Genomic DNA, 25,741 nt, shown 5'->3' on the forward strand with positions numbered 1-25,741 from the left:
TGGATAAATAAGGGCCTAAATAGTCAGCTACCTCCAAACTTTCTCCGGTCATTTAAGCTTTAGTTAAGCAAAACACAAATTGTAACCGATATAACTATTCATGTTTTACGCCCATATTCTTCGCGTAAATCGTTTTACCTCGATGTTTTTTTATCAAAACCGCAAATAATCACTTGTTAGGTGCGGTTAATTTTAATATATTCCTTTAATATGTTTCGCATCAGTTCAATCACTATTGCCTTATAGATTAACAATAATGAGGCATATATCAATCAAAAGCCTGGCCTAAAACACAAAAAAAGCCCCCTTTTGCAAGGAGGCTCATATAAAATAAGTTTATGATGGGCTTGCTTATCCGGCCAGTGCTGCCGCGCCGCTTACAATTTCGGTAAGCTCGGTAGTAATAGCTGCCTGGCGGGCCTGGTTGTATGAAAGTTTCAAGGCTTTCAGCAGTTCACCGGCGTTTTCGGTTGCTTTATCCATAGCTGTCATACGTGCGCCGTGCTCAGATGCGTTTGAATCTAACACTGCACGGTACAACTGAATTTTGATATTTTTAGGAATCAGCTGCTCCACAATTTCGCGTTGGCTTGGCTCCAAAATGTAATCAACATTCGCGGTTTTTACAGCTTCTTTTTTCTCAGGTTTCGGAACAGGTAATAACTGCTCGGCAATTAAAAACTGCACAGCAGCATTACGGAAATGGTTGTACACCAACTCCACCCTATCGTACTTGCCATTCACAAATGCCTCCATAATACTTTCAGTAATTCTGGAAGCATTTTCGAAGTTGAGGTCAAGGTACAAGTCGTTATTGTTACCAATTACGTTGTACTTGCGCCTTTCATAAAACTCCTGGCTTTTTTTACCAATCGCTACTATTGAAACGTTACCGGCTGCCAATTGCTTGCTGTATTTCTCGGCAATCAGGTTATTGGCCGTTTTAATAACGTTGGCGTTAAAAGCACCTGCCAAACCGCGGTTTGATGATACCACAACCACCAATACACGTACCGGCTCACGCTCCTGTAAGTATGGTGATGCGCCATCCTCCAAACTTTCAGATAAGTTTGCCAAAAGGTCTTTCAGCTTATTGGCGTATGGGCGCAATTGAACAATAGCGTTTGTAGCGCGTTTCAGCTTAGCCGCCGAAACCATTTTCATGGCCTTGGTAATTTGCTGTGTTGACGATACAGACTTTATCCTGTTTCTTACTTCTTTTAAATTAGCCATCTTTTTTGAGTATCAAGTAGTTAGTATCAAGTATCAAGACTTGTATAAGCTACCCTACCAATGCTATATTTTTTTGAATGCAAGTAGTTAGTTCTGAATATCTGAAGCAAAAAATACTTGATACTTGATACTAACTACTTGCTACTAAATTAATACTTTCCTGCCAGTTCTTTAGCTACTGTTTCCAGTACTCCCGTTAGCTGATCGTCGAATTTACCTGCTTTAAGGGCAGCTAATACTTCTGGGTGACGCTCTTCTAACTGGCTGGTGTATTCTGCTTCAAACTTCCTGATATCTTTTACAGGTACACTACGCATCAGGTTTTTAGTACCTAAGTAAATGATAGCTACTTGTTTTTCAACAGATACTGGTGAATACTGGCCTTGCTTCAATACTTCTACGTTACGCACACCTTTGTCAAGCACGCTTTTGGTAGATGCATCAAGATCCGATCCGAATTTAGAGAAAGCCTCTAACTCGCGGTATTGGGCTTGATCAAGTTTCAAAGTACCGGCAACTTTCTTCATCGATTTGATTTGCGCGTTACCACCCACACGAGATACCGAGATACCTACGTTAATAGCCGGACGAACACCCGCGTTGAATAAGTTAGACTCTAAGAAGATCTGACCATCAGTAATCGAAATTACGTTGGTTGGGATGTATGCAGATACGTCACCAGCTTGTGTTTCGATAATAGGCAACGCGGTTAGCGAACCACCACCTTTTACGATACCACGGATTGACTCCGGCAGGTCGTTCATTTGCTGCGCGATAGAATCATTGGAGTTGATTTTAGCGGCACGCTCTAATAAACGGCTATGCAGGTAAAATACGTCACCAGGGTAAGCCTCACGGCCCGGTGGACGACGTAATAACAACGATACCTCGCGGTATGCAACAGCTTGTTTTGATAAATCATCATAGATGATCAATGCAGGGCGACCTGTATCGCGGAAGTACTCACCAATGGCAGCACCGGCGAAAGGAGCAAAGAACTGCATGGTAGCAGAGTCAGAAGCATTTGCCGCAACTACTATAGAGAACGGCATAGCACCGTTTTCTTCCAGCGTGCGCACAATGTTTGCCACTGTTGACGCTTTTTGACCACAGGCTACATATATACAGATAACCGGTTTACCGGCATCATAAAATTCTTTTTGGTTAATAATGGTATCGATACAAACCGCAGTTTTACCAGTTTGGCGGTCACCAATAACCAACTCACGCTGGCCACGGCCGATAGGGATCATCGCGTCGATAGCTTTGATACCAGTTTGTAACGGCTCGGTAACCGGCTGACGGTAGATAACACCTGGCGCTTTACGCTCCAAAGGCATTTCGTAAGTAGTACCGGTGATTGGTCCTTTACCATCAATCGGGGTACCTAAAGTATCCACAACGCGGCCAAGCATGCCTTCGCCTACGTTAATTGATGCAATACGATTGGTACGTTTAACGGTATCACCTTCTTTAATATCGTCAGATTTACCTAACAATACCACACCCACGTTATCTTCTTCAAGGTTAAGTACAATACCTTGTAAACCTGTTCCAAATTCAACAAGCTCACCTGATTGTACTTTTGTTAATCCATAAACGCGTGCAATACCGTCACCCACCTGGAGTACAGTACCCACTTCTTCTAATTCAGATTCTGACTTGAAGCCTGCCAATTGCTGACGCAAAATTGCCGATACTTCGTCTGGTCTTACCTCTACCATTGTTTAAATTTATTTAGAGTTTTGTTTTTATTATTATTGAATTACCTTCTCGGCAAATTCTTTTTTCAATTTTTTCAAGCTTGCAGCAATGCTGGTATCAACCTGCCTGTCGCCAACGGTTAGTACAAAACCGCCAATTAATGATGCATCAACCTTAGCTTCCAGTTCAACGGTTCCGCCAACTGCCTTTTGCACTTCAGCGGTAAGCACGGCTTTATTAGCTGCCGATAACTCGGTAGCCGATGTAACTTTAGCTTTTGTTATGTGCTTTTTAATGTTAAACTGGTTTATATACTCGTGGGCAGTTGTATATAAAACCTCGCCACGGCCTTTATCAACCATCAGTTTAAAAAACGCAATGGTAACCTTATTTACTTTACCTAAAAATACGGCATCAAGTATCTTGGTTTTTTTGCTGTGGGCGATGATGGGGTTGCTCAAAACAGCTTTAAGCTCCGGGCTTGCCTTTAAGGTATGGATAAAAAGATCCATATCAGCCTTAATCACGTCAACACTGTTTTGTTCCTGTGCAAGATCAATAAGGGATTTAGCGTACCTGGTTCCTACCGTTAATTCTGACATATTCTTTTTATTTGGGGTTTCGGATTTTCGATTTCGGATTTATCACCCGGGCCTCCAATTCAAAATTCCCTATTAAATAACAATTCTAAAATTGCGATTTCAAAATCCGAAATCCCAATTCCGAAATCCGAAATTACAATTTCACTTCTTTTAATAACTGGCTTACAAGCTCGTCTTGTTTTTGCTGATCTTCAAATTGCTTACGCAATACTTTCTCGGCAATTTGCAGCGATAAGGTAGCTACCTGGTTTTTAACATCAGCCATCGCGATAGCTTTCTGATTGTTAATTTCAACACGGGCAAGTTCAATCATACGTGCCCCTTCTTTGTGTGCTATTTCTTTAGCATCAACAATCATCTGGTCTTTAACCTTGCGGGCATCAGAAAGGATCTGATCGCGCTCGGCACGGGCTTGTTTTAATAACGATTCATTCTCGTTAGTTAAACGGGACATTTCTTCTTTGGCAGCTTCGGCTTTCTGAAGAGAGTCTTCAATAAAACGTTCACGATCACTTAATGCGCCCAAGATTGGTTTCCAGGCAAATTTTCCTAATATAAACAACAGTACCGCAAATGATATCGTTGTCCAGAAAACTAAGCCTAATGCGGGAGTAACTAAATCCATAATTCTGTATAGCTATTACTTGTATATTATTCTTTTAACGGGATTAAAACAAGCCCGGAGCCAATCGCCCCGGGTTGTTTTTTTCTTTTTTGCCTAAAACTAATTAGAGCAAAGCTACTACCACGGCAAACAAAGCAACACCTTCAACAAGGGCTGCAGCGATGATCATGTTAGTTTGAATTTTTGAGGCAGCTTCTGGCTGACGGGCAATACCTTCAACGGCTTTACCACCGATTTGTCCGATACCGATACCTGCRCCAATTACAGCTAAACCTGCGCCAATTGCACCAAGTTTTTGAAGACTAACAACACCTGTTGCAGCAGCTTGAGCAATTGTTCCAATCATTCCACTCATTGTTTGATAATTTAAAACGTGTATATATAATTATAATTAATTCAGATTAATGGTGATGCTCTTCAACAGCCATACCTATAAACAGGGATGTAAGCATCGTAAAAATGAACGCCTGTAAAAATGCCACAAGCAATTCTATCATATCCATAAAAACCACAAACGGAACAGAAACTGTCGACATCCATGCGGTTTTAAAGATAAAGATCAATGATATTAAACTCAAAACAATAATGTGGCCTGCTGTAATGTTTGCAAACAAACGTATCATTAACGCAAAAGGCTTTGAAATGATACCAATAAGCTCAACCGGAACCATGATAGGATATAACCAAAAAGGGATATCAGGAGTAAAAATGTGTTTCCAGTAGTATTTGTTACCGCTAAAGTTAATAACTATCAGCACAATTACTGATAAAACCATGGTTACCGCAATATTACCCGTTAAGTTAAAGCCTCCCGGAAAAAACGGGACTAAGCCCAACAGGTTATTGATTAAAATAAAGAAGAATATAGTAAGCAATAAAGGCATGTACCTTCCGTGTTTAATACCTATGTTAGGAATAGCCACATCATCGCGTACAAAAAGAATAACCGGCTCCAACAATGCCTGGATGCCTTTAGGCGCTTTACCAACATTTTTCTTATAACCCGAAGTAACAGCGAAGAAAACGATTAACAAAATAATCATCCCCATCCACATACTGGCTACGTTACGGGTAATTGAAAAATCGTAAACCTTGGCAGCTTTATCCACCTCACCAGCTTCGTTTACCGCAACAATTTTATTGCCTTCGAGCTTGTAGCTGTAGTGCGTGCCTTTATAAACCGGGCCTTCTTCTTTACCTTCTTCTTTTAATAAAGAACCAGACAAGAAAATTTCCAATCCTTTATCAGTATACAATATCACCGGCAGCGAAATAAAGTGCTCGTGCATCAACGGAATTGTTACTGGCCAGAAGTGTGAATCGCCGATATGTTCAAATACTACCTCTTTCGGATCAAAAGGTTTTGACTCTTCTTTTTTGACATTTTCTTGCGAGAATGAAAGTGTAGGCATTACACCTAACAACAAAAAAAGCGCGGAAATCAGGAATGTTTTAAATATTTTTGAGTTCAAAATCGAGCTGTTATACATCTAAATGAAGTTTTCTACCTTATTTTTTGGTTGCGCAAGTTACGTAACAAACCATAAATTTCAAAGGCCATATTTAGAAAATATACGTAAAAAAAATCGCCGGCAAAAACGTACCTGTTCACAGCGTTTTTCTTCAAAAAAAAGAGCACAAAAAACAAGCAGGCCAATATCTTAACCGTTGTAGCCGCTAAAAAGGCTTGTGCATACATTTCTTTGTTAATTTGACCTACAAATACAATGGCCATTACGGTAAAAAAGGTAAGGCCACCGACGAAAAAAAACAGCAGCCAAAACTTTTCTATAAGTAAACCGGCAAAGCCGCCGTAGCCCGAAAGCAGTGGAGGTAACGATATAATAACAATAAATACAAGAAAAGATAATGCGGTAGGAAGTAGTTTCAACTTTTTACAGATTTGATAACAATGTACAACGAAATAAACACACCAACAAGCGATAAAGCGGCCGTGGCCCATTTGGTTTGATGGTTACCGGCCTGGTCTATTTTATAACCGGCAAAGGCAAACACCCCAATAACGGCTATCATTTGGAAAGCCACGCCGCTAAATTTAGCATAGCTGTTTACTTCTTTACCAGCGTTATCCTTATCGTCATCTTTTTCATTTTGGGCCATGCGCAAATTTATTAAACCTATTGTATAATCTTTAGTATTTTAGCAATGCTTTTATAACCAGATCATATTTTGAGGCGAGTGAGCATATTTTCCCTATCTAAAACACGTAAATTATTGTTGCCCGGGCTATTATTCATCATAGCAGGCTGCTCGCTCGAAAAGGAAAGCGGTTTTAACCGCCAGATGCAAAACCTTACGGCGCATTACAATATTCTGTTTAATGCAAATGAATTGCTGCGCCTTAAGCAGGAAAGCTATGCCGCCGGTTTTGTTGACTCCTATAACGAGCTGCTAAATGTTTACCCCGATACGGTAAGCCAAAGCAGCACACCCGATAAAGACCTGGAACTGGCTTTTAGCAAAGCCAATAAAATCATCAACATTAAAGAGCAAAGCCATTATTTGGGCGATGCCTACCTGGTTATGGGCAAAGCCCGTTTCCTGGAAGGCAGTTATTTTGATGCGATAGAATATTTTAATTATGTAATTGCATCGTACGGCAAGCAGGCTAATCTTAAGCAGGAAGCATTGATATGGAAGAGCCGGGCACTATTGTATCTCAATAATCCATCAGAAGCTAAAGTGGCGATAGATACCGCCATCAAAAACATCAACCCTAAAAAAAGTATTCCGGCAGGCATTTATGCCACACAGCTGCAATACAATATTAATACCGAAGATTACCCCGCCGCCGAGGAAAGTGCCAAAACAGCCCTGAAACTTTGCCACGATGGCGAACTGAAGCTCCGTTGGACATTCATTTTGGCCCAGTTGCAGGAGCTTAATCAAAAACCCGATGCTGCCATAGTTAATTACGCCGGCATCGCCAAAAGCAATTCGTCGTTTGAGATGGCCTTTAACGCCAACCTGAACCGCATCCGCCTGCAAGACCAGGAAAACGGCATCAAACAAAATAAGGTTGAACGCCTGCGCAAGCTCCTTAAAAATCAAAACAACAAAGAGTTTACCGATCAGATTTATTACCAGGTAGCACAACAACTTTACGCCACCGGCGATATTGACGGCGCTATAAAAAACTATAAACTATCGGTACGCAACAGCGTTAAAAACCAAAATCAGAAAGGCCTCTCGTACCTGCGTATTGCCGATATCGATTTTAAGAACAAAGCCGATTATGCAGGCGCCAAATTATATTACGATAGTACGCTTACCTACCTGGCGCCAACCTATCCGGGGTACCAGATCATTCGCAAAAAGGCCAATAACCTGCAAATACTAACGGGCCTGCTGCAAACCATCAGCCGCGAAGATACCCTGCAAATGCTTGCCTCACTTGACGAGCAAACACGGGCCGCCCGCATTGATGCCATGGTTAACCGGAAAATATTACAGGATAAAGCGGCAACTGTTACAGCGGCAAGTAACAATGGACAGTTTGAAAATAGCCGAAGCGGCAATAATCTCAATAACCAACAGGCCAATAAAAGCGGCAGCAGCACATTTTATTTTTATAACTCCACCGCAATAAGCCTTGGCGTAAACGACTTTAAAAGACAATGGGGCAACCGCAAACTGGAAGATAACTGGCGCCGCAGTAAACGATCGACCGCCAACTTGGTAGCCAATGGCACCAACGCACCGGCGGCCGATGATCCTTTTGCCCCCACCACACAGGATGCAACTACACAGACCAATGGCGATGCAGGCAGCTACCGGCAGGATTTGATTAAAAACCTGCCCCTGACCCCCGATTTACTTAACCGTTCAAACCTGCGGGTTTATAACGCCTACATGGATATGGCCAATTTTTACCGCGATTTGTTAGGTGATAAAAAAGAAGCGATTGTAACATATGAAGCTATACTAACGCGCTTCCCCAAAAGCACCGATAAAGCGGCCTTATATTATAACCTGTACCGCCTTTATGCCGATATAGATGCAAGCAAATCCGAAGCTTACAAGAACATGATCCTGAAAGAATTCGGACAAAGTGTTTTTGCCAAGATCATCCTCGACCCTGAGTACAGCAAGCACCTTGACGATGCCAATGCAGAATTCACGATTTTATATAACGGCGTTTATGATTTGTACGCACAAAGAAAATACACCGAAGTAATTACCCGCGCAAATGATTTGCTGGCCAAATATCCCGACAACCGCTTTGCAGCCCAGCTATTTTATTTACGCGCCATAGCTGCCGGCCACCAGGAAAAGCTTGCACCATTCATGACCGATTTGCAGCAGATAGTAGCCAAATACCCGGATGATAAACTGGTAACTCCTTTAGCTGCCCAGCATTTAACTTACATCGACTCGAACCGGGTGGAGATGGAAACCCGTACAGTGGTATTAACCGGCAACGATGTTAATGATATACCTTTTACACCACCGGTGGCATATCAAAAACAAACAGAATACCGCCCGGAGTATCATCCATCCGCAGCGGTTGCGTTAATACCCGAGGTGCGAAAACCTGTGCCGCCTCCCGCGGTAACCGTGGCAAAACCAGCTCCGCCTGTCGAAAAGCCTAAATCCAGCCCTCCGGTGAAACCGGCGGTTAGCACTGTAGTTACATCCCGTAAAGATTCTGTAAAAACATCGGTTAGCGCCGTAATCGTGCCCCACAAGGATTCTGTAAAAACAGTGGTTCAGCTACCTTCGCAACCAAATAATGCCAACGCCGCGCCAAGCGTTGACTCAGTTAGGAAATTACTTGATCAATTTGCCGCAGCCAAACAGGCACAACAAACACAAACACCGGCAAGCGCTACACCTGTAATAGCCGCTACGCCTGTAAACTATATATTTAGCTTGCGCGATAGCAGCAATTATTATTTTGTTGTAAATGTAGGCACCGGTACAACTAACCTGGCATCGTCGCGTTTTGGTATAGGGCAATTCAATCGCAGCAGGTTTTCGGGTAGTACCATCAAACACGATTTGAAGCCCCTGGGCGACGATAATCAGCTTATATACGTGGGCCGCTTTTATAGCCTCGAGGATGTTAAAAAGTATGCCCGCTCTATTATCCCGGTAATGCCCGATATTATGAAGGTGCCAAAGGATAAATACAGTTTTTTTATCATTACCAGGGAAAATCTGGATAAATTAGCCGACAAAAAAACATTAGATAGCTATATTGATTACTATCAAAGATATTATTGAAAAAAATGAAAATCTACAATAAAAAACCAGCCCTTAGTCCGCAGGAAATACGACACTACAACTGGTATATATGGCGCGCCGTAATAGCCCTTTTTGCTTTTGTGGGGTTGATGATAACGCTTACTGTTTTTGATGTATTTGGGCAGCTTCCTCCGTTTTACCGTTTGGAAAACCCGAAAAGCTACCTCGCATCAGAAGTAATATCATCTGACAAGCAGGTTTTAGGTACGTATTATGTTCAGAACCGGTCAAACGTTACCTATAAAGAGCTGTCACCTAACGTTATTAATGCTTTAGTTGCTACCGAAGACAAACGCTTTTACGACCATTCGGGGATTGATTTCGGGCGCAGCTTTACTATATTCCTGCACCTGCTTATCGGCCAAAAACAGGGCGGCAGTACTATAACCCAACAACTTGCAAAAAATTTATTTACCGAAAAATCAAACAACCCATTTGTACGGATAACCCAAAAACTGCAGGAATGGATAACAGCCGTTAAATTAGAGCGCCATTATACTAAAGAAGAAATACTAACCATGTACTTAAACACCGTTGATTTTGGTGCTTACAATACATACGGTATAAAATCGGCCGCGCGCACCTATTTTAATACCACTCCAGATAAATTGACGCCGGATCAGGCTGCCTTATTAATCGGGATGGTTAATGGCCCTGGCATTTACTCTCCTATCCGGCATCCAAAAAATGCTATAAATCGCCGCAACCTTGTACTTAACCGTATGCAGGAGCAAGGCTTTTTAAGCGATGGCCAGGTTGCCGAGTTTAAACAAAAACCACTTGGATTAGATTTTCACCAGAATAACCATTTTGATGGCCCGGCGCCTTACTTCAGATCGGTGTTAAAAAAAGAGATTCAAAAGATTTTTAAAGAGCAAAGCATCAATCGCCCCGATGGTACACCTTATGATCTTGATCTGGATGGACTAAAAATTTACACCACTATTGATGCCACCATGCAGCAATATGCCGAAGAGGCACAGCAGGAGTACATGAAGAACCTGCAAGCACAATTTAATGACCACTGGCGCGGGCAAAACCTGGCCAAAAGCATCCACAATTTTAAATTCCTGATAAACCAGGGGATGCTAAAAAGCGACAGGTACAAACAGCTTAAAATGCAGGGCATGAGCGATGAGGATATCAAAACCAATTTTGATACCAAAGATACCCTGAACCTGTTTACCTGGCATGGCAATATTGATACCGTAATGCGGCCAACCGACTCTATTATATACTGTAAAATGCTTTTGCGCAATGCCCTCATGAGCATGGATCCTACAACCGGCTATGTTAAAGCCTGGGTAGGCGGCACCAACTTTGAACATTTTAAGTACGACCAGGTTAAAAATGGCACCCGACAGGTAGGTTCAACAGCCAAACCCTTTACTTACGCGGTGGCCATTGATAACGGTTACTCGCCATGTTTAAAAATAAACAACGTACCCGATACCATCCGCGGTTATGGCGATCCGTGGTGCCCCCGCTCGTCTCCGTCAGAAACCTTGCCGGGTTTTATAACCCTGCGTCAGGCCCTCGCCCACTCGCAAAACTGGGTAACCGCCCACGTAATGAGTGAAGTGAAGCCCGAGCCTGTTGTAGAACTGATTAAAAAAATGGGGATAACCAGCGCCGTACCCGCCTACCCATCTATATGCCTGGGTACATTTGATGCATCGGTATTTGAAATGACGGCAGCATACTCGGTATTTGCCAACCACGGTTTATGGACCGAGCCCACTTATATATTACGTATTGAAGATAAAAACGGCAACGTACTATATAGCCATACCCCAAAAGTGGTGCAGGCCATGAACCCGCAAACGGCCTATGTAATGACCTATATGTTAAAAGGCGTTATTGAGGATGGAACAGGGTCAAGGCTGGCTTATAAATACGGGCTGCGTAACCCTATCGGCGGCAAAACCGGTACCACCAACGGCAACTCCGATGGCTGGTTTATTGGCATAACCCCACAGCTGGTAACCGGCCTGTGGACTGGTTGCGAAGACCGGGACATCGCCTTTCAATCAACCCGACTGGGCGAGGGAGCAAATAGCGCGTTACCAATATTTGCGATATACATGAAAAAGGTATATGCCAACGCTGCTCTCGGCATCAAAAAAACTGTTGATTTTGACGCACCCAAAACAGGTGTAAGCATTGTATTAGATTGTGGGCAGTATACCCAACAGCAACAGGGGACAAATGAGGTGGATAAAAAATTAGATTTTTAAAATTATTCATTCGTTCACTGGTTCATTAGTTCATTGGTGAAAAGTTCAATAGATTTGCCGATTGATTAAGTAGCTCAATATCGGTCATTGTAATCTTGAAGACTTGGATGTAGATAAGTTAGCAAAAAAGTTGCGACAAAATCGGAAGGATTATAAAGCATATTCAAAGTTTATTGATAAAACTACTGCTCAGAAAACAGATCAATAGACAGGAAACAAGTTAAATCATTTGCAGTTGTTCAGGTCTCAAAGCAGACCAATGAACTAATGAACCAGTGAACCAATGAACCAAATGGAGAAATTCGATTACCGGGAAGCATTAAAAAACATCCCCCATAAACCGGGAGTTTACCAATATTGGGACGAGGAGAAGGAACTGATATACATCGGTAAAGCTAAAGACCTGCGTAACCGCGTTGGGTCTTATTTCAATAAAGACATTAACATTAATGCCAAAACACGGGTTTTGGTATCAAAAATCCGCAATATAACTTTTACCATTGTTGATACCGAGGTGGATGCCTGGTTGCTTGAAAACAGCATGATCAAAAAGCACCAGCCCAGGTATAATGTACTGCTTAAAGATGATAAAACTTATCCGTGGGTAATTATCAAAAACGAAAACTTCCCCCGCATCTTCTGGACAAGGCGTATTGTTAAAGACGGGTCAAAATACTTAGGTCCGTATGCATCCATAAGCATGATGCACAACATTTTGGGACTCATAAAGGAAACTTACCCCCTGCGCACCTGCAACCTGGCGCTAACCCGCGAAAATATTGATAAGGGTAAATTCAAGGTTTGCCTGGAGTACCAGTTGGGCAACTGCAAAGGGCCCTGCCAAAACTATCAAACGGAAGACGATTACGACAACAGCATAGCCGACATCACCGATATCCTGAATGGTAAAATAGGCGCTATACTACGCCGCCTTAAAGGCGAGATGGAAACAGCTGTAGCCGAATACAACTACGAGCTTGCCCATCGCCTGAAACGTAAGTTTGATTTGCTGGAGAATTACCAAAGCAAATCAACCATCGTCAACTCGTCCATCACCGATGTGGATGTGTTTAATATAGCATCAGAAGAGAAGCTGGCCTTTGTAAACTACTTAAAGGTGATGAATGGCACAATTATCCAAACACAAACCATCGAGCTTAAGAAACGCCTCGACGAAAGCGACGAGGAGTTACTTACTTTAGCCATTATTGAATTCAGGAGCAGGTATAACAGCACATCAAAAGAAGTGATTGTGCCGTTTGATATTGATGTGGAAGACCATCCCGGCATTAAATTCACAGTACCAAAACTGGGCGAAAAACGTAAGCTGCTGGATTTGTCGCAAAAGAACGTGCAGTACTTCAAAAAGGAAAAAATTGACCAGTACGAAAAGCTGAATCCGGAAATCCGCACCGAGCGTTTACTAACGCAGATGATGAAGGATTTACGGATGAACCAACTGCCCCGCCATATTGAATGCTTTGATAACTCCAACTTCCAGGGCAAATATCCTGTTTCGGCAATTGTGGTTTTCAGGGACGGTAAGCCATTTAAAAAGGATTACCGCCATTTTCACGTAAAAACGGTAGAAGGTCCGAATGATTTTGCGACAATGGAAGAGGCCGTACACCGACGCTACCGCCGCATGCTTGACGAAGGCACCGAACTGCCGCAACTGATCATTATAGACGGTGGCAAGGGGCAACTATCAAGCGCGATGCATAGTTTAAAACTATTGGGGATAGACAAACAAGTAACCGTGATAGGCATAGCCAAACGCCTGGAAGAATTATATTACCCGAATGACCAGTACCCCATGTACCTGGATAAAAAGTCAGAGACGCTTAAGGTGATCCAGCACCTGCGGGATGAGGCACACCGCTTTGGTATAACCTTCCACCGTAAAATACGCGACAAAGGCACGCTGGCTACCGAACTGGAACTGATAGAAGGCATAGGCAAAACCACTGCCGAAAAACTGTTAAAATACTTTAAATCGGTAAAAAAGATCCGCGAAGCCAATGAGGAACTACTATTGGAAGTTGTTAATTTAAAACAGGCTAAGGCGATTTTGGGATACTTTGATCAAAGTCAAAATTAAGTTATTGATTGGTGCTATCAAATATCCGCCATTGCAAGGCGCGAAGCAATCCCCCTACATGCTAAGTCTCAAATAGTTCGGGATTGCTTCGTACCTCGCAGTGACGGTAGTTTTGGACAATGATTTTATATAAAACGCAAAAAGTCAAAACCATACCAGTTTTGACTTTTTACTTTTGAATTTTAACTTAACAATTAATACTGCCAAAGGTTAAGTTCCCAATCCATCAAACTCTTCTTGATCCTTTCCGATTCGTATAGCTTATCTATCCCTTGTGCGTAATCCTTAACGCTTTCGTCCTTATCGTTACTTTGTTTAACAACATAACTGGCAAAAATCCGCTTCATGAAAACATCGTCGAAACTCAAGCCTGTTGCATCGCTGGCGCGGCTAACCACTTCTTTGGTAGCCAATACCTGGCGTGCTTCGGGAAAATATATCCAAAATGCCGGTTGATATCCAACAAGGTCGGCAGATACGCCGGGAGCAGATTTTGGTTTTATTAGTGGAGCAATACCTATAATGCGGGGCTCAAATATTGAGCGTTGCCTGTCAAATACCCAATCCTCTTTAATCCTGAATTTAACAACACTATCCGGAATAAACTCATTAGCTACTTTCTTTGATGAAACAATGTTGCCATCCTTGTCTGGTATACTAACAACGCTGCTATCGCCACCGGCAAGCCTTGCGCGTGCTGCGCCTGGCGGCAACGGTGTGGAGAAACCATCGCCATTCACATCATCTTTTTTGCCTTGGGTAGCATCATACGCGGTTAATTCGCCTGCAGTAATAGCATCCAGCAAAACGTCAATTAAACGGCGTTTTGGCGAAGCAAGGTAGGTATTCATTTTATCGCGCACGTCAATCTCGCGCCACACCCTTTTGGCAAATGCCACATCGCTTTCGCGCAAGTTGGGGTACGGGGTTACTTTGGCATTTAAAATGTTGTTCTTTTTATAGTAGCCATCAAGCGGCCTTTCAAAAGGCTTCATCGGTTTTTTATTAACTGTATCAGGAGCTGGCTGACTGGCCACCGTATTTGAAGGTGGCGGCGGAGTAGTAGTTCTCCTTCTTGCGGCAGCAGAGGTACTGGTTGGTTTCCTCGTAGATTTCTTCTTAAGCTTACTTTGTGCATAAGCACCAACGCAGGCAAAACAAAGTAAAACAATTAAAATTCTCTTTTTCATACGCGTTTAATTTGCGGATAATACAATCGGATCAATCGGCCTCGACAATCCATCCGGGCCAACTGCTACAATATCTCTGAATACAACAGTACTCCCCGGCGTTACTGTATTTATGGCGGTGCTCATAGCAGCTGTAAATTCGCCACTGTTGGCCGAATAAATAACTGCATCTAAACGCGGCCTGATTATCAGTATCGTAAAGTGTGTTACATTAAATTTAGCATCAAAGTCAAAATTCTCTAACCTGGCAAACAGCCTATTTTGAGCCCTGATGTTAGCAGCACTCGTTACTCCGCCTGTTTTGCCGGCAAACTGGGCTTTAGGATCGGGAATCCGTTTTACGCGAAATTCAGATGTTCCTAAAACCATTCCTTTCTCCCCGCTAACCGTAATTTTAGCTGCGCCAAGGTTACTCACTTTAACGGTGTAGTGCCCCGCAGAGCCGCTGATGGAACCACCATTCATGCTTACATTTAAACTTGAAGTAGGCACACCTGGAGCAGACACTGATACCGGGTTTGGTACGCCAATGTACAATACATTCATTTTATCAGGCGATACCACAGCCGATGGTCTTGCAACCATATAGTCTTGCGAAAATGTGTACCTTTTATCCGGTCCACCATCAACTGCTTTAACAACCAATACGCCACTCATAGTATGCTTACCCTCGCCACTTGCCGTAGTTGTATAAGTTCCAATACCATCTTTAGTCGGCACAGCCGATCCTCCTACCGTAATAGTTGGATTGGTATGTGAATCATAAGCCGTCAAATAAATGTCTGCCTTAAATTGCTGACCTGCTAAAACATAGCTGCTTGGTGCAACCGCCACTGCGCGGAACGCATTTAGCGTTACTTCGGCTTTATCAACGTTGCTGTATAATTTCTTAACAACTTCATTTTCGGCATTTTTTGTATCTGCCTGTATTTTGGCAAGCGTGGTTATGGTTGCTCCCAAGGGGACGCCTTCGCCAAAATAAGCTTGTTGCCAGCTTTTTTGTTGCATTCCGGCGTTTGCTTTTGGTGCATCAGCATTTAAAGAAAAATTTACGCCTTCGGCATCCTTGCCTAATAATTGCAGCAGTTTGGCACGTGTAGCCTCTATTTTTTCCTTGAGAACATCGGCCTTTTTGCCGTTGATCATCACTTCTGATGATATATCTAAATTGTCGCGAGCGTTAATATCGTCAATTTCAGGATTGATACCCCCACCTTTTTCCTTAAGCTCAGCTTTCAGGTCATCAATGTACTTACTCAAATCATCCGTCATCGCTGTTGCCTGTTTAGCAGCATCGTAGTACTTTTTCTTATCGGGCTGGGCTTTTACCTTTTCCTCAAATGAACTATATGTGTTTTGTAGGCTGGTATTTACATTCTTTGTAGATGCATCCAAACTTCTTGCAATATTTTTAAAAGCATCCAACAGGTTCTCTGGTACGTTCAGGGCAATTAAGCCTAAAAGCACCAGGTATAAGATACCTATCATTCGCTGTCTTGGGGTTTCCTTACCTCCGGCCATCTATATAAATCTTAGCTTTTAAAAAATTCTGTTTAATAAATTAACTAACACGTGGCTGATTCATGGCTGTAAGCATATTGCCATATATAGCGTTCAATGATCCCAGGTTTTTTGCTAAACGACCAACCTCTTCCTTAAACTGTTTCGAGTCATCTAACGATTCGTTAAAGTTATTCATGGTTAAGGCCATATTTTGGTAAAACTTGCTCATCGATTTTAAGTGCGCGTTTGAATCCTGTAACTCCAATTCGTAAACCGCGTTTAATGATCCCAAATTTTTAGCCAGTTTGTTTACCTGCTCGTGGTAAGCTTTTGAATCTACATTGGTATCGGCCATTTCGGCTAAGTTGGCCGAAGCTTTTTCAAATGCTGCACTCAGGTTATCGTAACTTGCGGTTGCTGTTTTTACTTTAGCAGTAAAAGCAATGGTAGCTTCGCCGGCATCAGTTACTCTTGATATAGCTGCAACTTTATCGCCAAAGGTTCTTAAACCATCGCCCAGGCTGCGTACCAGGTCCGGTCCAATTTTGGCATCATCAAGCATTTTATCTAAAGCTGCGGTAGTGTTTGTTGCACCAATAGCAACCGGGTGCGATGATGACTTTGGCAGTTCGCCCTGAAAATCCTCATTTAACTCAGGATATACCCGCACCCAATCAACCTCTTTGTCTTCGCGTTGTAACCCTAAAATAAAGAAAAGTATAGCCTCGGTTGTTAAACCTGCGGTGATAAACTCAGAAGCATATTTCCAGTGTTGAATTTTAAATAACAAACCGATAATAACTACCGTTGCCCCGATTGAAATAATGTTTCCTATTCCAAATGGTTTTTTCTTTCCTGTTCCAGCCATAATAATCAGAAATAACTTTGTTTTTAGATTTTACGTTTTTGTTTTGTTTATCGTTTGTCTTTGATGTCCCGGCCCAGGTAACTTGTTACGCAGCGGAAACCGATGTATGATTTAGCTGTGTCCTGGTACTCGTAGGTACGGGTAGAATTTTGAAGGAAATAACCGATATCTTTCCATGATCCCCCCCGTACAACTTTACGTTTAAGCACTTCGGGATCAGAAGATTTTGCCTCAACGGCAAAGGTTGGAGCAAGGTCATGAACAAATGTTGAAGCAGACTCGTCAAAAGCTGATGATGTCCACTCTGCCACATTGCCGGCCATGTTATACAAGCCGTAATCATTAGGGAAATAGGAACGTACGTTTACAGTGTACGCACCGCCATCATCTGTGTAATTACCGCGGCCTGGTTTAAAGTTTGCCAATAAACAACCTTTTGCATTTTTAATATAAGGACCGCCCCATGGGTAATCGGTACCTAACCTGCCGCCACGGGCAGCGTATTCAAATTCCCCTTCGGTAGGTAAGCGGTAATCGGCACGTGGAGGTAAATGTCTTGAATTTTTATAAGCTTCGTTGTAGCGTGTACGCCAAACGGTAAACGCCCTTGCCTGTCTCCAGGTAACACCTACTACAGGGTAATTGCGGAAGGCAGGGTGCGAAAAATAAGCCTCAACCATGGGCTCATTTGCCGCGTATGAAAAATCACTTAACCACACCAATGTATCGGGATATACCGTAACGGTATCGCGCAGAATGAAATCCGAACGCCTAGATTTTGGATCGTTACGGTGGTTTGCAGCATCGCGCAGCACCATAAGCGCGTAGTTGTATTTAAGCAGGCGTACATCCAGTTCGTCGCGATCAAAAACGCGGTCTTCGTTCTGGTAAAACATCCCCTGAAGTTTCGATTTGTTGCTTGCGGCGCCTTTTTTGTTACTCCAAACCGGGTTCTTTTTTACATAAGCCCAATTGATATATTTTTTACCGCTTGCGTTGGCCCCACGGCCGCCTTTTGGCTGCAAATAATATTTATTGTCGTTTACATAATTGGTGATAGCGATAGAGTCACGCACCCAAAACACAAATTTCTTGTATTCACTGTTGGTGATTTCTGTTTGGTCCATAAAAAATGGTGCTTCTGTTACCTGTTTTGGTTGGGCTGTTTGTGCAAATGTTACATCCTGATCGGTTTGCCCCATCATAAATGAACCGCCTGGTATATAAACCATTCCGTAAGGCACTTCGGCCTTAAAAGAACGCTGCGGCACCCCGGTTAGCTCGCCCCTATCGCCGCCGCCACCGCAACCACTTAACACACCACCAGCTAAAACAACTATTAAAAAGTATATCTGCTTCATTTTAAAATCAAAAATCAGTTATAAAAATATAACATTATAAGACCCCCGAATATATCAAATTTGCGTTACCGCGCCAAAAAACATTTAAATTAAGCAATAAAAGGCCCCTTTAAATGCTACAAGCATTGTTTTATTAATAAATTACAGTGCAAAAAACAATGAACTAACTAACTACTTAAGTGTAAATTAGATGTCACTAATACGCTATTAACCACAAAAAAGTTTCGAATTGGTAAATAAATTTCCTTTTTTTTATTTATTTACCAATTTACAATACTGTTCAATAGCCATTGTCATGGATGGAGCAGCTGGTGTTGGTGCAGGAATATCCAGTATTAAACCCGCTTCAAGCACTGCTTTATGGGTTGTTGCACCAAAGGCTGCTATGCGTGTATTATTCTGTTTAAAATCGGGAAAGTTTTTATAGAGGGATTGGATGCTTGAAGGACTGAAGAAGGCGATAACATCATAAAACACCTCGGCCAGGTCTGATAGATCGCTGCAAACGGTACGGAATAACACTGCAGGGGTAAAGTTATAACCATTCTCCAACAAGAAGCGTTGGGTCTCTTCGGCAGCTACATCTGAGCATGGGTACAGAAATTTTTCGGCAGAATGCTTCTTTAACACTTCGGCTAAATCGGCAGCTGTTTGTTTGCCAAAAAAGATTTTGCGCTTGCGGTACTGTATATACTTTTGCAGGTAAAGGGCAATTGTTTCAGACAAACAGAAGTATTTCATTTCTACAGGCACTTCAAAGCGCATCTCTTCACAAATTCGGAAGAAATGGTCGGCAGAATTGCGGCTGGTAAAAATAACCGCGGTAAAATCGCCCAGGTTAATTTTTTCCTTCCTGAAATCCTTTGCCGGTACGCCCTCAACATGAATAAATGATCTGAAATCAATTTTCAGGTTCAGCTTTTTAGCCAGCTCGGCGTACGGATTTTTGTCGTTTTCGGGTTTTGATAAAGTAACTAATATACTTTTAACCTTTTTCTTTCTGTCTTCCAAGTCAATACTTTTAACTACCTAAATCCTAATGTTTAATGCCTTTATCAAAATTAAAATAGGGCAAATTTCGAGGGCACAAAGATACGTAAATAAATAAAATTTGTGAAATCTAAAAGTAGAAATTATGTTTACGCTGCTCCTGAGATATTGCCATATAAAAATTATGATAACAATGATGAGTGTTAGGGTAAGCAATACCGGGACGTACTGCGAACCCAATAAGCTAAAACATATCACTACCGGTAAAAAAACGAATGCTATATTAAAATAAGTAAGGTGTAATATATTCAGATATTCGCTAACCAGTTTATTAATATCAAACACGAAGCCCAACAGCTTAAGTACAACAAATTTTAGCGCAAACAAAGCAATAACACCAATAGTAAGCAAAACAAAAAGCCTGCTGCCGCTCACCACGTAATAAACACCTTTATAAGCTGCCAACTGGAATAAAAACAGGCTAAAAGTTAAACAGAAAAGCAAAAACAATCCTAAAAAAGCCCATAGGCTTACCACCCCATCTTCTTTGCCGGCCTGCGATAAAACGCGCTTGCTATAAAATGAATGCCATACAAAACTCACGTCACTGTTGAGGGTGATATTTAATATTGCCGTGTACAGTAACAGGGCAATAATAATTGCAATAACCCAGGGATCGCGCTGCGGACGGCCAAGGCCATCTTTTACCTTCCCTTTTGTTTTTAGGTGAATATCTAAAAAACCATATCCTTTATATTGGGTGTGGGCAAGTAAGCTATCTGTAAATTCATTGGTGGTACTTGAATCGGGCACACGGATAAAGCGCATTGCTATTGAATCGGCCACAAAAAGTTTTCGGGCTTGCATAGCGTTAGCAACGGAATCCAGCACGGAATTACCGCTAATGCTGATATGCCTGGAAGACGGCACCTTACGTCCCGCCGTAGTATCCTGCTGGCCAAAGGCGGCAAAAATAACGCAGCACATCAACAAAAAACTTAAAGCAATTAAACGCATCAAAAAATCGCACCTTTAAAATTCGCTGCAAAATTAAGGTAATAATCGGTTGTTTTGTAATGCCCGGTAATTAAAGATACACGTTAATTAACCGTACCTGTAGCTGCCCAAAAAACCAGGAAACCCGGCTTACTCTTTTTAACGATGATACGCCTGAGCACCCGTTTAGGATTTGGATGGACATTAAGCACATCAATATTATGATGATCGCTTTCTGTCATTATATTCTTTTTACCCCATTTGGCCAGGTTATGCACCAGATAACTTAAGTTTTCATCGCCTGTAGTTATATCATTATAGTAATCGGGCAAAGTAAAATCCTTTATGTCGGTACCATCTTTATAAATCAGTTGTATTGTTAGCTGCGACGGACCTTCGGAACTTGTAAGACTTAAATACATTCCCTGGTATCTCTTCGCCGGAACATTAAAAGCAAATCTCCCCTCACCCGAAACAAAACGGGCCTGGTAGCCCACACTGTCGCGATTATTATAGTGCAATTTAATTGCCGGATGCATGTTGGTAGCAGGGATCAGCGGATTATCCGGCAGGGCATGAGGATCTTTATTGTCGCAATAAATGGCGGCCGACATGGTGAGATAGCCATCGCCATCGCCGTTACCATCAATACCTTTTGTCCAGCTTTTTATCAAGCCATCGAAACCGGTGCTAACCGGGCGGGCATTTAACAGCGTATCGATATTGATTTGAATTGTTTTACCTGCCCGTTGCGCGTTGATGGTAGTTGAAAGCAGGGCGCAGAGCGTAAAAATAATAACTATTTTGAGGGGCATAATGTAATTGGTTGGGCTAAAGATATAAAACCTATACGGAGCCGGAAGCAATATCATGACAGTATTTGATCGAAACCCTTAAGTTATAATTAAAAAGAGTTAAACCCCTCAAAAAAGCTAAAAATATCCAAAAACCAAGCATCTTGGGTAGTAGCATTTAACTTTCTTAAATAACCTGAGTTTGTGTCAAGTGACCAACTATAGTTGGTTATTGTTGTTGCGATCGACGACGATATTTAGCAAAGGCTTTTTAGGGAAAAGGTGATAGGCGCAAAGTGCAACCACCGTGTTTATCCCACATGACCTGTATGCTGCTTGTAAATTCTCTTTAACTCATTATCTATACATTCAACAATAGCTCTTTTCAGAGCATTGTTTAGGCTTACTGTGAGCTATAACATCATACCTTTCAAATTACCTGATAACGTTAAACAGTCTGCTCCACCTGATCTTATGCAGGAAGCCGGCCTGGTCGTCAATACTCATCCAGATAAAAAGCGCCTTGCCCACAATATGATCTTCGGGAACAAAACCCCAGAAACGTGAATCTTCAGAGTTATGGCGGTTGTCGCCCATCATAAAGTAGTAGTTCATTTTAAAGGTATAGCTGTCGGCTTTTTTACCATTAATCAGGATATCCTTGCCAACTACTTCAACTTTGTTGCCTTCGTAAATTTCGATAGCGCGGCCGTATACCGGGAATATTAAGCTATCCAACTTTACTGTCCAGCCTTTTTTAGGTACGATGATTGGTCCGTAATTATCCTGGTTCCAGGTAAACCGGGGGAAACTTGCGGTAATTTTATAGTTAGGATATTTTAATGGGAAAACAGTATATCCGTCAGAAGCTCCGGGCTTAGCCAAATCGGGGGTAACTGATTTAATATTCGCGTACCCTTTTAAAGCATTGGCCGATGCTACCGTAGTGTTTGTTACAAACTCATTAGCCCTATCAGTAGTGGCAATATCGGCCAGGTGCAGGTCGCTTATCAGGTCGGGGTTAATTGGCGTCCCGTCGTATTGTACGCGGTAAGTAATTTCGCCATTTAAAGGAGTTGTTTTGGCTTTACCATTAATAAAAACCTGGGCATTTACCACGCTCAGCGTATCGCCGGGGGTACCCTGACAGCGTTTTATAAAGTTCTCGCGTTTATCAACAGGGCGGCTCAAAGGCGCATCGGCATCCATGGGGTAATTAAACACCACCACATCGCCCTTTTTAATGTCGGTTAAACCGGGCAGGCGGTAATAAGGCAACTCGATGCCGTCCCAGTAAGCCTTGGTATTAATAAGCGGCATGGTGTGGTGCGCAAACGGGAAGGCTACAGGTGTCATGGGCAACCGGGCACCGTAGTTTACCTTGCTTACAAACAGGTAATCGCCAATAAGCAACGAGCTTTCCATAGATGCACTTGGGATCACGTACGCCTCAATGAACAGGGTGCGAATTAGCGTAGCGGCTATCACCGCGAAAATAATGGCATCGGCCCACTCGCGTACCGCGGTTTTTTTAAGCGCCTTCTTATATTTTTCCCTAAACTCCAGATTGGCCGATGGGCCAACATATTTAGTATCCTTATCGAAACCCCACTTTGGCAAAAATATAAACGGCAATGCAACACCACCAATATGTTCACTTAATGAAAACTTGCCATATGACTTTAAAAAGTCGACCATCAGGCCAACAAACACTAATATGTTTAACCCCGGCAGTAACATGAGTGCCATCCACCATAACGGCCTGCCACTCAGTTTTATCATGATGTAAATATTATAAACGGGTATTACACCCTCCCAACCCGGCCTGCCGGCTTTTTCAAATAATTTATATAAACCAATAAAAGGCAGAACTACAAATAACAAAAACGCAATTATAATATTCACTATATATTTTCTTTAAGTAACAGCTATTTTATACCCCTGAACAACCTGCTCCACCTTATTTTATTTGCAAACGATGCCGTACTATCAATACTCATCCAGGTAAATAATGCTTTGCCAACTACGTGATCTTCGGGCAAAAAGCCCCAATAGCGTGAATCGGTGGAGTTGTGGCGGTTATCGCCCATCATCCAGTAGTAGTTCATTTTAAAGGTGTAAGTATCGGCTTTTTTTCCGTTTATAAAAACATCCTTGCCAACAACTTTTACGGTATTGTGCTCGTAAATAGCTATAGCCCGCCCATATATCGGGAAGGTAGTGCTATCCAGCTTAACTGTCCAGCCTTTTTTGGGAATAATTACAGGGCCAAAGTTATCTACGTTCCAGTTGTAGCGCGGCATGGTGCCCAGCTGATAATCGGGATGCGATAGCGGGTATACCGGGTTTGCGTCGTCAACCAAGCCTTTAATAGCGATATTGGGCGTTACCGATTTTACATTGGAATAGGTTTTTAACTGCCTAACCGATTCAACAGTAGCATTGGCTGTAAAAGTGGTGTTGTCAACAGCGCCAAAACTTTCCAGGTGCAATTCGTTAACTACATCGGGGTTTATCCCGCTGCCATCTGTTTTTATAACATAGGCCATTTTACCGGCTTCAACTGCCGGCCTGGGCTTACTGTTAACATACACCAATGCATTAACCAAACTCAGCGTATCGCCCGGGGTACCCTGGCATCGTTTAATAATGTTTTCACGGCGGTCAACCGGCCGGTATAGCGGCGAATCGGCTTCCGTGGGCAGGTTAAACACCACAATATCGCCCTTTTTTATATCGCTTAAACCTGGCAACCGGTAATAAGGCAATTGCACATCCAGGTACGATTTGGTTTCGGTAAACGGTATGGTATGCGCGGTAAATGGCACAGCCAATGGCGTTATTGGCATACGTGCACCGTAGTTAACCTTACTTACAAACAGGTAATCGCCAACAAGCAGCGAGCCCTCCATCGATCCGCTTGGGATAACATAAGCTTCAATAAAAAGTGTACGGATAAGGGTAGCCGCTATCACTGCAAACAAAATGGCATCGGCCCATTCGCGGGCGGCCCCTTTTTTCTTTTTCGGTGTGGTTTTATCTTTCTTCCAGAATTTCCAGTTCATTTTTTCGGATGTGCAAATTTCAAATTTCAGATGTGCAGATGATTAAGTCAGATAAGCACATCACAAATTTGTTTATTTTTTGATGAATATATTATTAATTATTTCTCTATGACTGCCTTGTAAGCGATATGTTACCCGCTTAGCGGTGCAAATATGCAATTTCAAAAARGCAATATGAAGATTAAGGAGGAAAGTCTTTCGAAGGGAAGGCGGAAAGTTAAAAAATTGCTTTTTGAACCATCAATCCTGATGCATGATAATTGACGATGTGGTGCGCTTTCACGATGTTCGCCTCGGTGACAGAAGTATAGTGGGAGTAAATATTTAAGCAAACAAGTGGGTATCCACTATCAGTCCCGTAAAAACTATTCTGCAGGACGAATATTTCATCCCGCTTGCACTGCCTATATCAAAGGCCAAATAAGAAATACCGTCGAAGTTTAAATAAGGAGCGGATAAATTTGGTTTATGATCAGTTTTTTCACAGATCATTTTACCATGTATCTCCCTTTCCTAAGAAGCCAGAACAAAGCTAATGGTAGGTTATTACCGGCCGCTTTGTAACAAACATGCCAATTTTATTAAAAACAAGCTGTGCGGCGAACAGCCGGGTAAACATTAAAATACCCGCGGATAAGAAGTTGCTAGCAGCAGCATCTGCATTACCTGAGTTTGCGCGTTCGGCTTTTCCCTGAAAGTGAGTTTCTTTTACACACTTTTCAATTGGTTGCTATTGGCACGTTTAAACTTGTTCATCTGTGAGTGCCACGCCCTATTTATCAACAACGTTATACTTATTTTTCAGTAAAAACATCAGGTAATACCCGGCAAATATTATCCCCCAAATTATAAGTGCTTTCCATGAGTATTTGTACAATCCAGGATATTCCATCCTCAAGTTTGGAACCAGGTATAATACCGCTACAATCAAAATTAACCCAACTCCTAAAATCCCTAACATTCCCCAAGTTTTCATAGCATTTAATAATTAATAAACATTTCTCTAAAATATAAAAAATAACCAAATTTAACCTTCAGATAACAGCATCGGCCTTAACAAAATATTTCTTTTGATCAATATTATATACAGGGCCAAGCCTTTCTGCTAAGCCAATATTGTGTGTAATCATAGCTATTAGCATTTTTTCTTTTAAGTTATCCAACAATTTGATAATAAAGTTTTCGGTATCGCTATCCATTGATG

Annotated in this window: 21 protein-coding genes; 3 read left to right on the forward strand and 18 right to left on the reverse strand. The window is 42.1% G+C overall.

The annotated features are described in order from the left end of the window. Window positions 1-351 precede the first annotated feature (351 nt). The 8 genes from atpG to AC1DU2_RS01775 form a co-directional block, all read right to left on the reverse strand. Window positions 352-1,233 carry an ATP synthase F1 subunit gamma gene (gene atpG / locus AC1DU2_RS01740; protein WP_477382490.1) on the reverse strand — a complete coding sequence of 294 codons (882 nt, stop codon included), beginning with the start codon at window positions 1,231-1,233 and terminating at the stop codon, window positions 352-354. Window positions 1,234-1,382: 149 nt separating this feature from the next. Continuing rightward, window positions 1,383-2,957, reverse strand: a complete 1,575-nt coding sequence (gene atpA / locus AC1DU2_RS01745; protein ID WP_477357582.1) for a F0F1 ATP synthase subunit alpha — start codon at window positions 2,955-2,957, stop codon at window positions 1,383-1,385. A gap of 33 nt (window positions 2,958-2,990) precedes the next feature. Further along, entirely contained in the window at window positions 2,991-3,539 is a 549-nt protein-coding gene (gene atpH, locus AC1DU2_RS01750; protein WP_477382491.1) for an ATP synthase F1 subunit delta, read from the reverse strand. A 133-nt stretch (window positions 3,540-3,672) separates the two neighbouring features. Then, window positions 3,673-4,164 (reverse strand): F0F1 ATP synthase subunit B, encoded by a 492-nt coding sequence (gene atpF, locus AC1DU2_RS01755; protein WP_477357587.1) that lies wholly within the window; start codon window positions 4,162-4,164, stop codon window positions 3,673-3,675. A gap of 103 nt (window positions 4,165-4,267) precedes the next feature. Continuing rightward, entirely contained in the window at window positions 4,268-4,510 is a 243-nt protein-coding gene (gene atpE, locus AC1DU2_RS01760; RefSeq protein WP_274213861.1) for an ATP synthase F0 subunit C, read from the reverse strand. A gap of 55 nt (window positions 4,511-4,565) precedes the next feature. Beyond that, the gene (gene atpB / locus AC1DU2_RS01765; RefSeq protein WP_477382492.1) at window positions 4,566-5,636 is read right to left on the reverse strand and encodes a F0F1 ATP synthase subunit A; all 1,071 of its coding nucleotides are present in this window, start codon (window positions 5,634-5,636) and stop codon (window positions 4,566-4,568) included. A 32-nt stretch (window positions 5,637-5,668) separates the two neighbouring features. Continuing rightward, window positions 5,669-6,055 carry a hypothetical protein gene (locus AC1DU2_RS01770; protein WP_477357593.1) on the reverse strand — a complete coding sequence of 129 codons (387 nt, stop codon included), beginning with the start codon at window positions 6,053-6,055 and terminating at the stop codon, window positions 5,669-5,671. Beyond that, window positions 6,052-6,285 (reverse strand): AtpZ/AtpI family protein, encoded by a 234-nt coding sequence (locus AC1DU2_RS01775; RefSeq protein ID WP_477382493.1) that lies wholly within the window; start codon window positions 6,283-6,285, stop codon window positions 6,052-6,054. The genes AC1DU2_RS01770 and AC1DU2_RS01775 overlap by 4 nt, the downstream gene beginning before the upstream one ends. A 78-nt stretch (window positions 6,286-6,363) precedes the next feature. Here AC1DU2_RS01775 and porW point away from each other — a divergent pair, with 78 nt between their 5' ends. The 3 genes from porW to uvrC all read left to right on the forward strand — a co-directional run bounded on the left by porW (window position 6,364) and on the right by uvrC (window position 13,770). Further along, the gene (porW, locus tag AC1DU2_RS01780) at window positions 6,364-9,411 is read left to right on the forward strand and encodes a type IX secretion system periplasmic lipoprotein PorW/SprE (protein WP_477382494.1); all 3,048 of its coding nucleotides are present in this window, start codon (window positions 6,364-6,366) and stop codon (window positions 9,409-9,411) included. Between the two features lie 5 nt (window positions 9,412-9,416). After that, the gene (locus tag AC1DU2_RS01785; RefSeq protein WP_477382496.1) at window positions 9,417-11,669 is read left to right on the forward strand and encodes a penicillin-binding protein 1A; all 2,253 of its coding nucleotides are present in this window, start codon (window positions 9,417-9,419) and stop codon (window positions 11,667-11,669) included. A 292-nt stretch (window positions 11,670-11,961) separates the two neighbouring features. Continuing rightward, complete coding sequence (gene uvrC / locus AC1DU2_RS01790; protein WP_477382498.1) at window positions 11,962-13,770, forward strand: excinuclease ABC subunit UvrC; 1,809 nt, start codon at window positions 11,962-11,964, stop codon at window positions 13,768-13,770. Window positions 13,771-13,964: 194 nt separating this feature from the next. On the opposite strand, the gene porN is transcribed toward uvrC, so the two are convergent. The 10 genes from porN to AC1DU2_RS01840 all read right to left on the reverse strand — a co-directional run bounded on the left by porN (window position 13,965) and on the right by AC1DU2_RS01840 (window position 25,513). Continuing rightward, the gene (porN, locus tag AC1DU2_RS01795) at window positions 13,965-14,960 is read right to left on the reverse strand and encodes a type IX secretion system ring subunit PorN/GldN (protein ID WP_477357608.1); all 996 of its coding nucleotides are present in this window, start codon (window positions 14,958-14,960) and stop codon (window positions 13,965-13,967) included. Between the two features lie 6 nt (window positions 14,961-14,966). Further along, window positions 14,967-16,481, reverse strand: a complete 1,515-nt coding sequence (porM, locus tag AC1DU2_RS01800; protein ID WP_477357611.1) for a type IX secretion system motor protein PorM/GldM — start codon at window positions 16,479-16,481, stop codon at window positions 14,967-14,969. 40 nt (window positions 16,482-16,521) lie between these two features. Then, window positions 16,522-17,331 carry a type IX secretion system motor protein PorL/GldL gene (gene porL, locus AC1DU2_RS01805; protein ID WP_477357614.1) on the reverse strand — a complete coding sequence of 270 codons (810 nt, stop codon included), beginning with the start codon at window positions 17,329-17,331 and terminating at the stop codon, window positions 16,522-16,524. A gap of 47 nt (window positions 17,332-17,378) precedes the next feature. Then, window positions 17,379-18,692, reverse strand: a complete 1,314-nt coding sequence (gene porK / locus AC1DU2_RS01810) for a T9SS ring complex lipoprotein PorK/GldK (RefSeq protein ID WP_477357616.1) — start codon at window positions 18,690-18,692, stop codon at window positions 17,379-17,381. A 252-nt stretch (window positions 18,693-18,944) separates the two neighbouring features. Beyond that, a complete protein-coding gene (locus AC1DU2_RS01815) occupies window positions 18,945-19,709 on the reverse strand; it encodes a uroporphyrinogen-III synthase (RefSeq protein WP_090642486.1) in 765 nt (254 codons plus the stop codon). Window positions 19,710-19,721: 12 nt separating this feature from the next. Further along, entirely contained in the window at window positions 19,722-20,699 is a 978-nt protein-coding gene (locus AC1DU2_RS01820; protein ID WP_477382500.1) for a DUF4271 domain-containing protein, read from the reverse strand. A gap of 83 nt (window positions 20,700-20,782) precedes the next feature. Further along, window positions 20,783-21,493: a hypothetical protein gene (locus AC1DU2_RS01825; protein WP_477382502.1), complete on the reverse strand. Its 711-nt coding sequence runs from the start codon at window positions 21,491-21,493 to the stop codon at window positions 20,783-20,785. Window positions 21,494-21,907: 414 nt separating this feature from the next. Next, window positions 21,908-23,371, reverse strand: a complete 1,464-nt coding sequence (lepB, locus tag AC1DU2_RS01830; RefSeq protein WP_477382507.1) for a signal peptidase I — start codon at window positions 23,369-23,371, stop codon at window positions 21,908-21,910. A 29-nt stretch (window positions 23,372-23,400) separates the two neighbouring features. Then, entirely contained in the window at window positions 23,401-24,537 is a 1,137-nt protein-coding gene (gene lepB / locus AC1DU2_RS01835) for a signal peptidase I (RefSeq protein ID WP_477357626.1), read from the reverse strand. Between the two features lie 772 nt (window positions 24,538-25,309). Next, the gene (locus AC1DU2_RS01840; protein WP_477357629.1) at window positions 25,310-25,513 is read right to left on the reverse strand and encodes a hypothetical protein; all 204 of its coding nucleotides are present in this window, start codon (window positions 25,511-25,513) and stop codon (window positions 25,310-25,312) included. Window positions 25,514-25,741: the final 228 nt, after the last annotated feature.

The sequence above is a fragment of the Mucilaginibacter sp. P4_C11 genome, assembly GCF_056402115.1.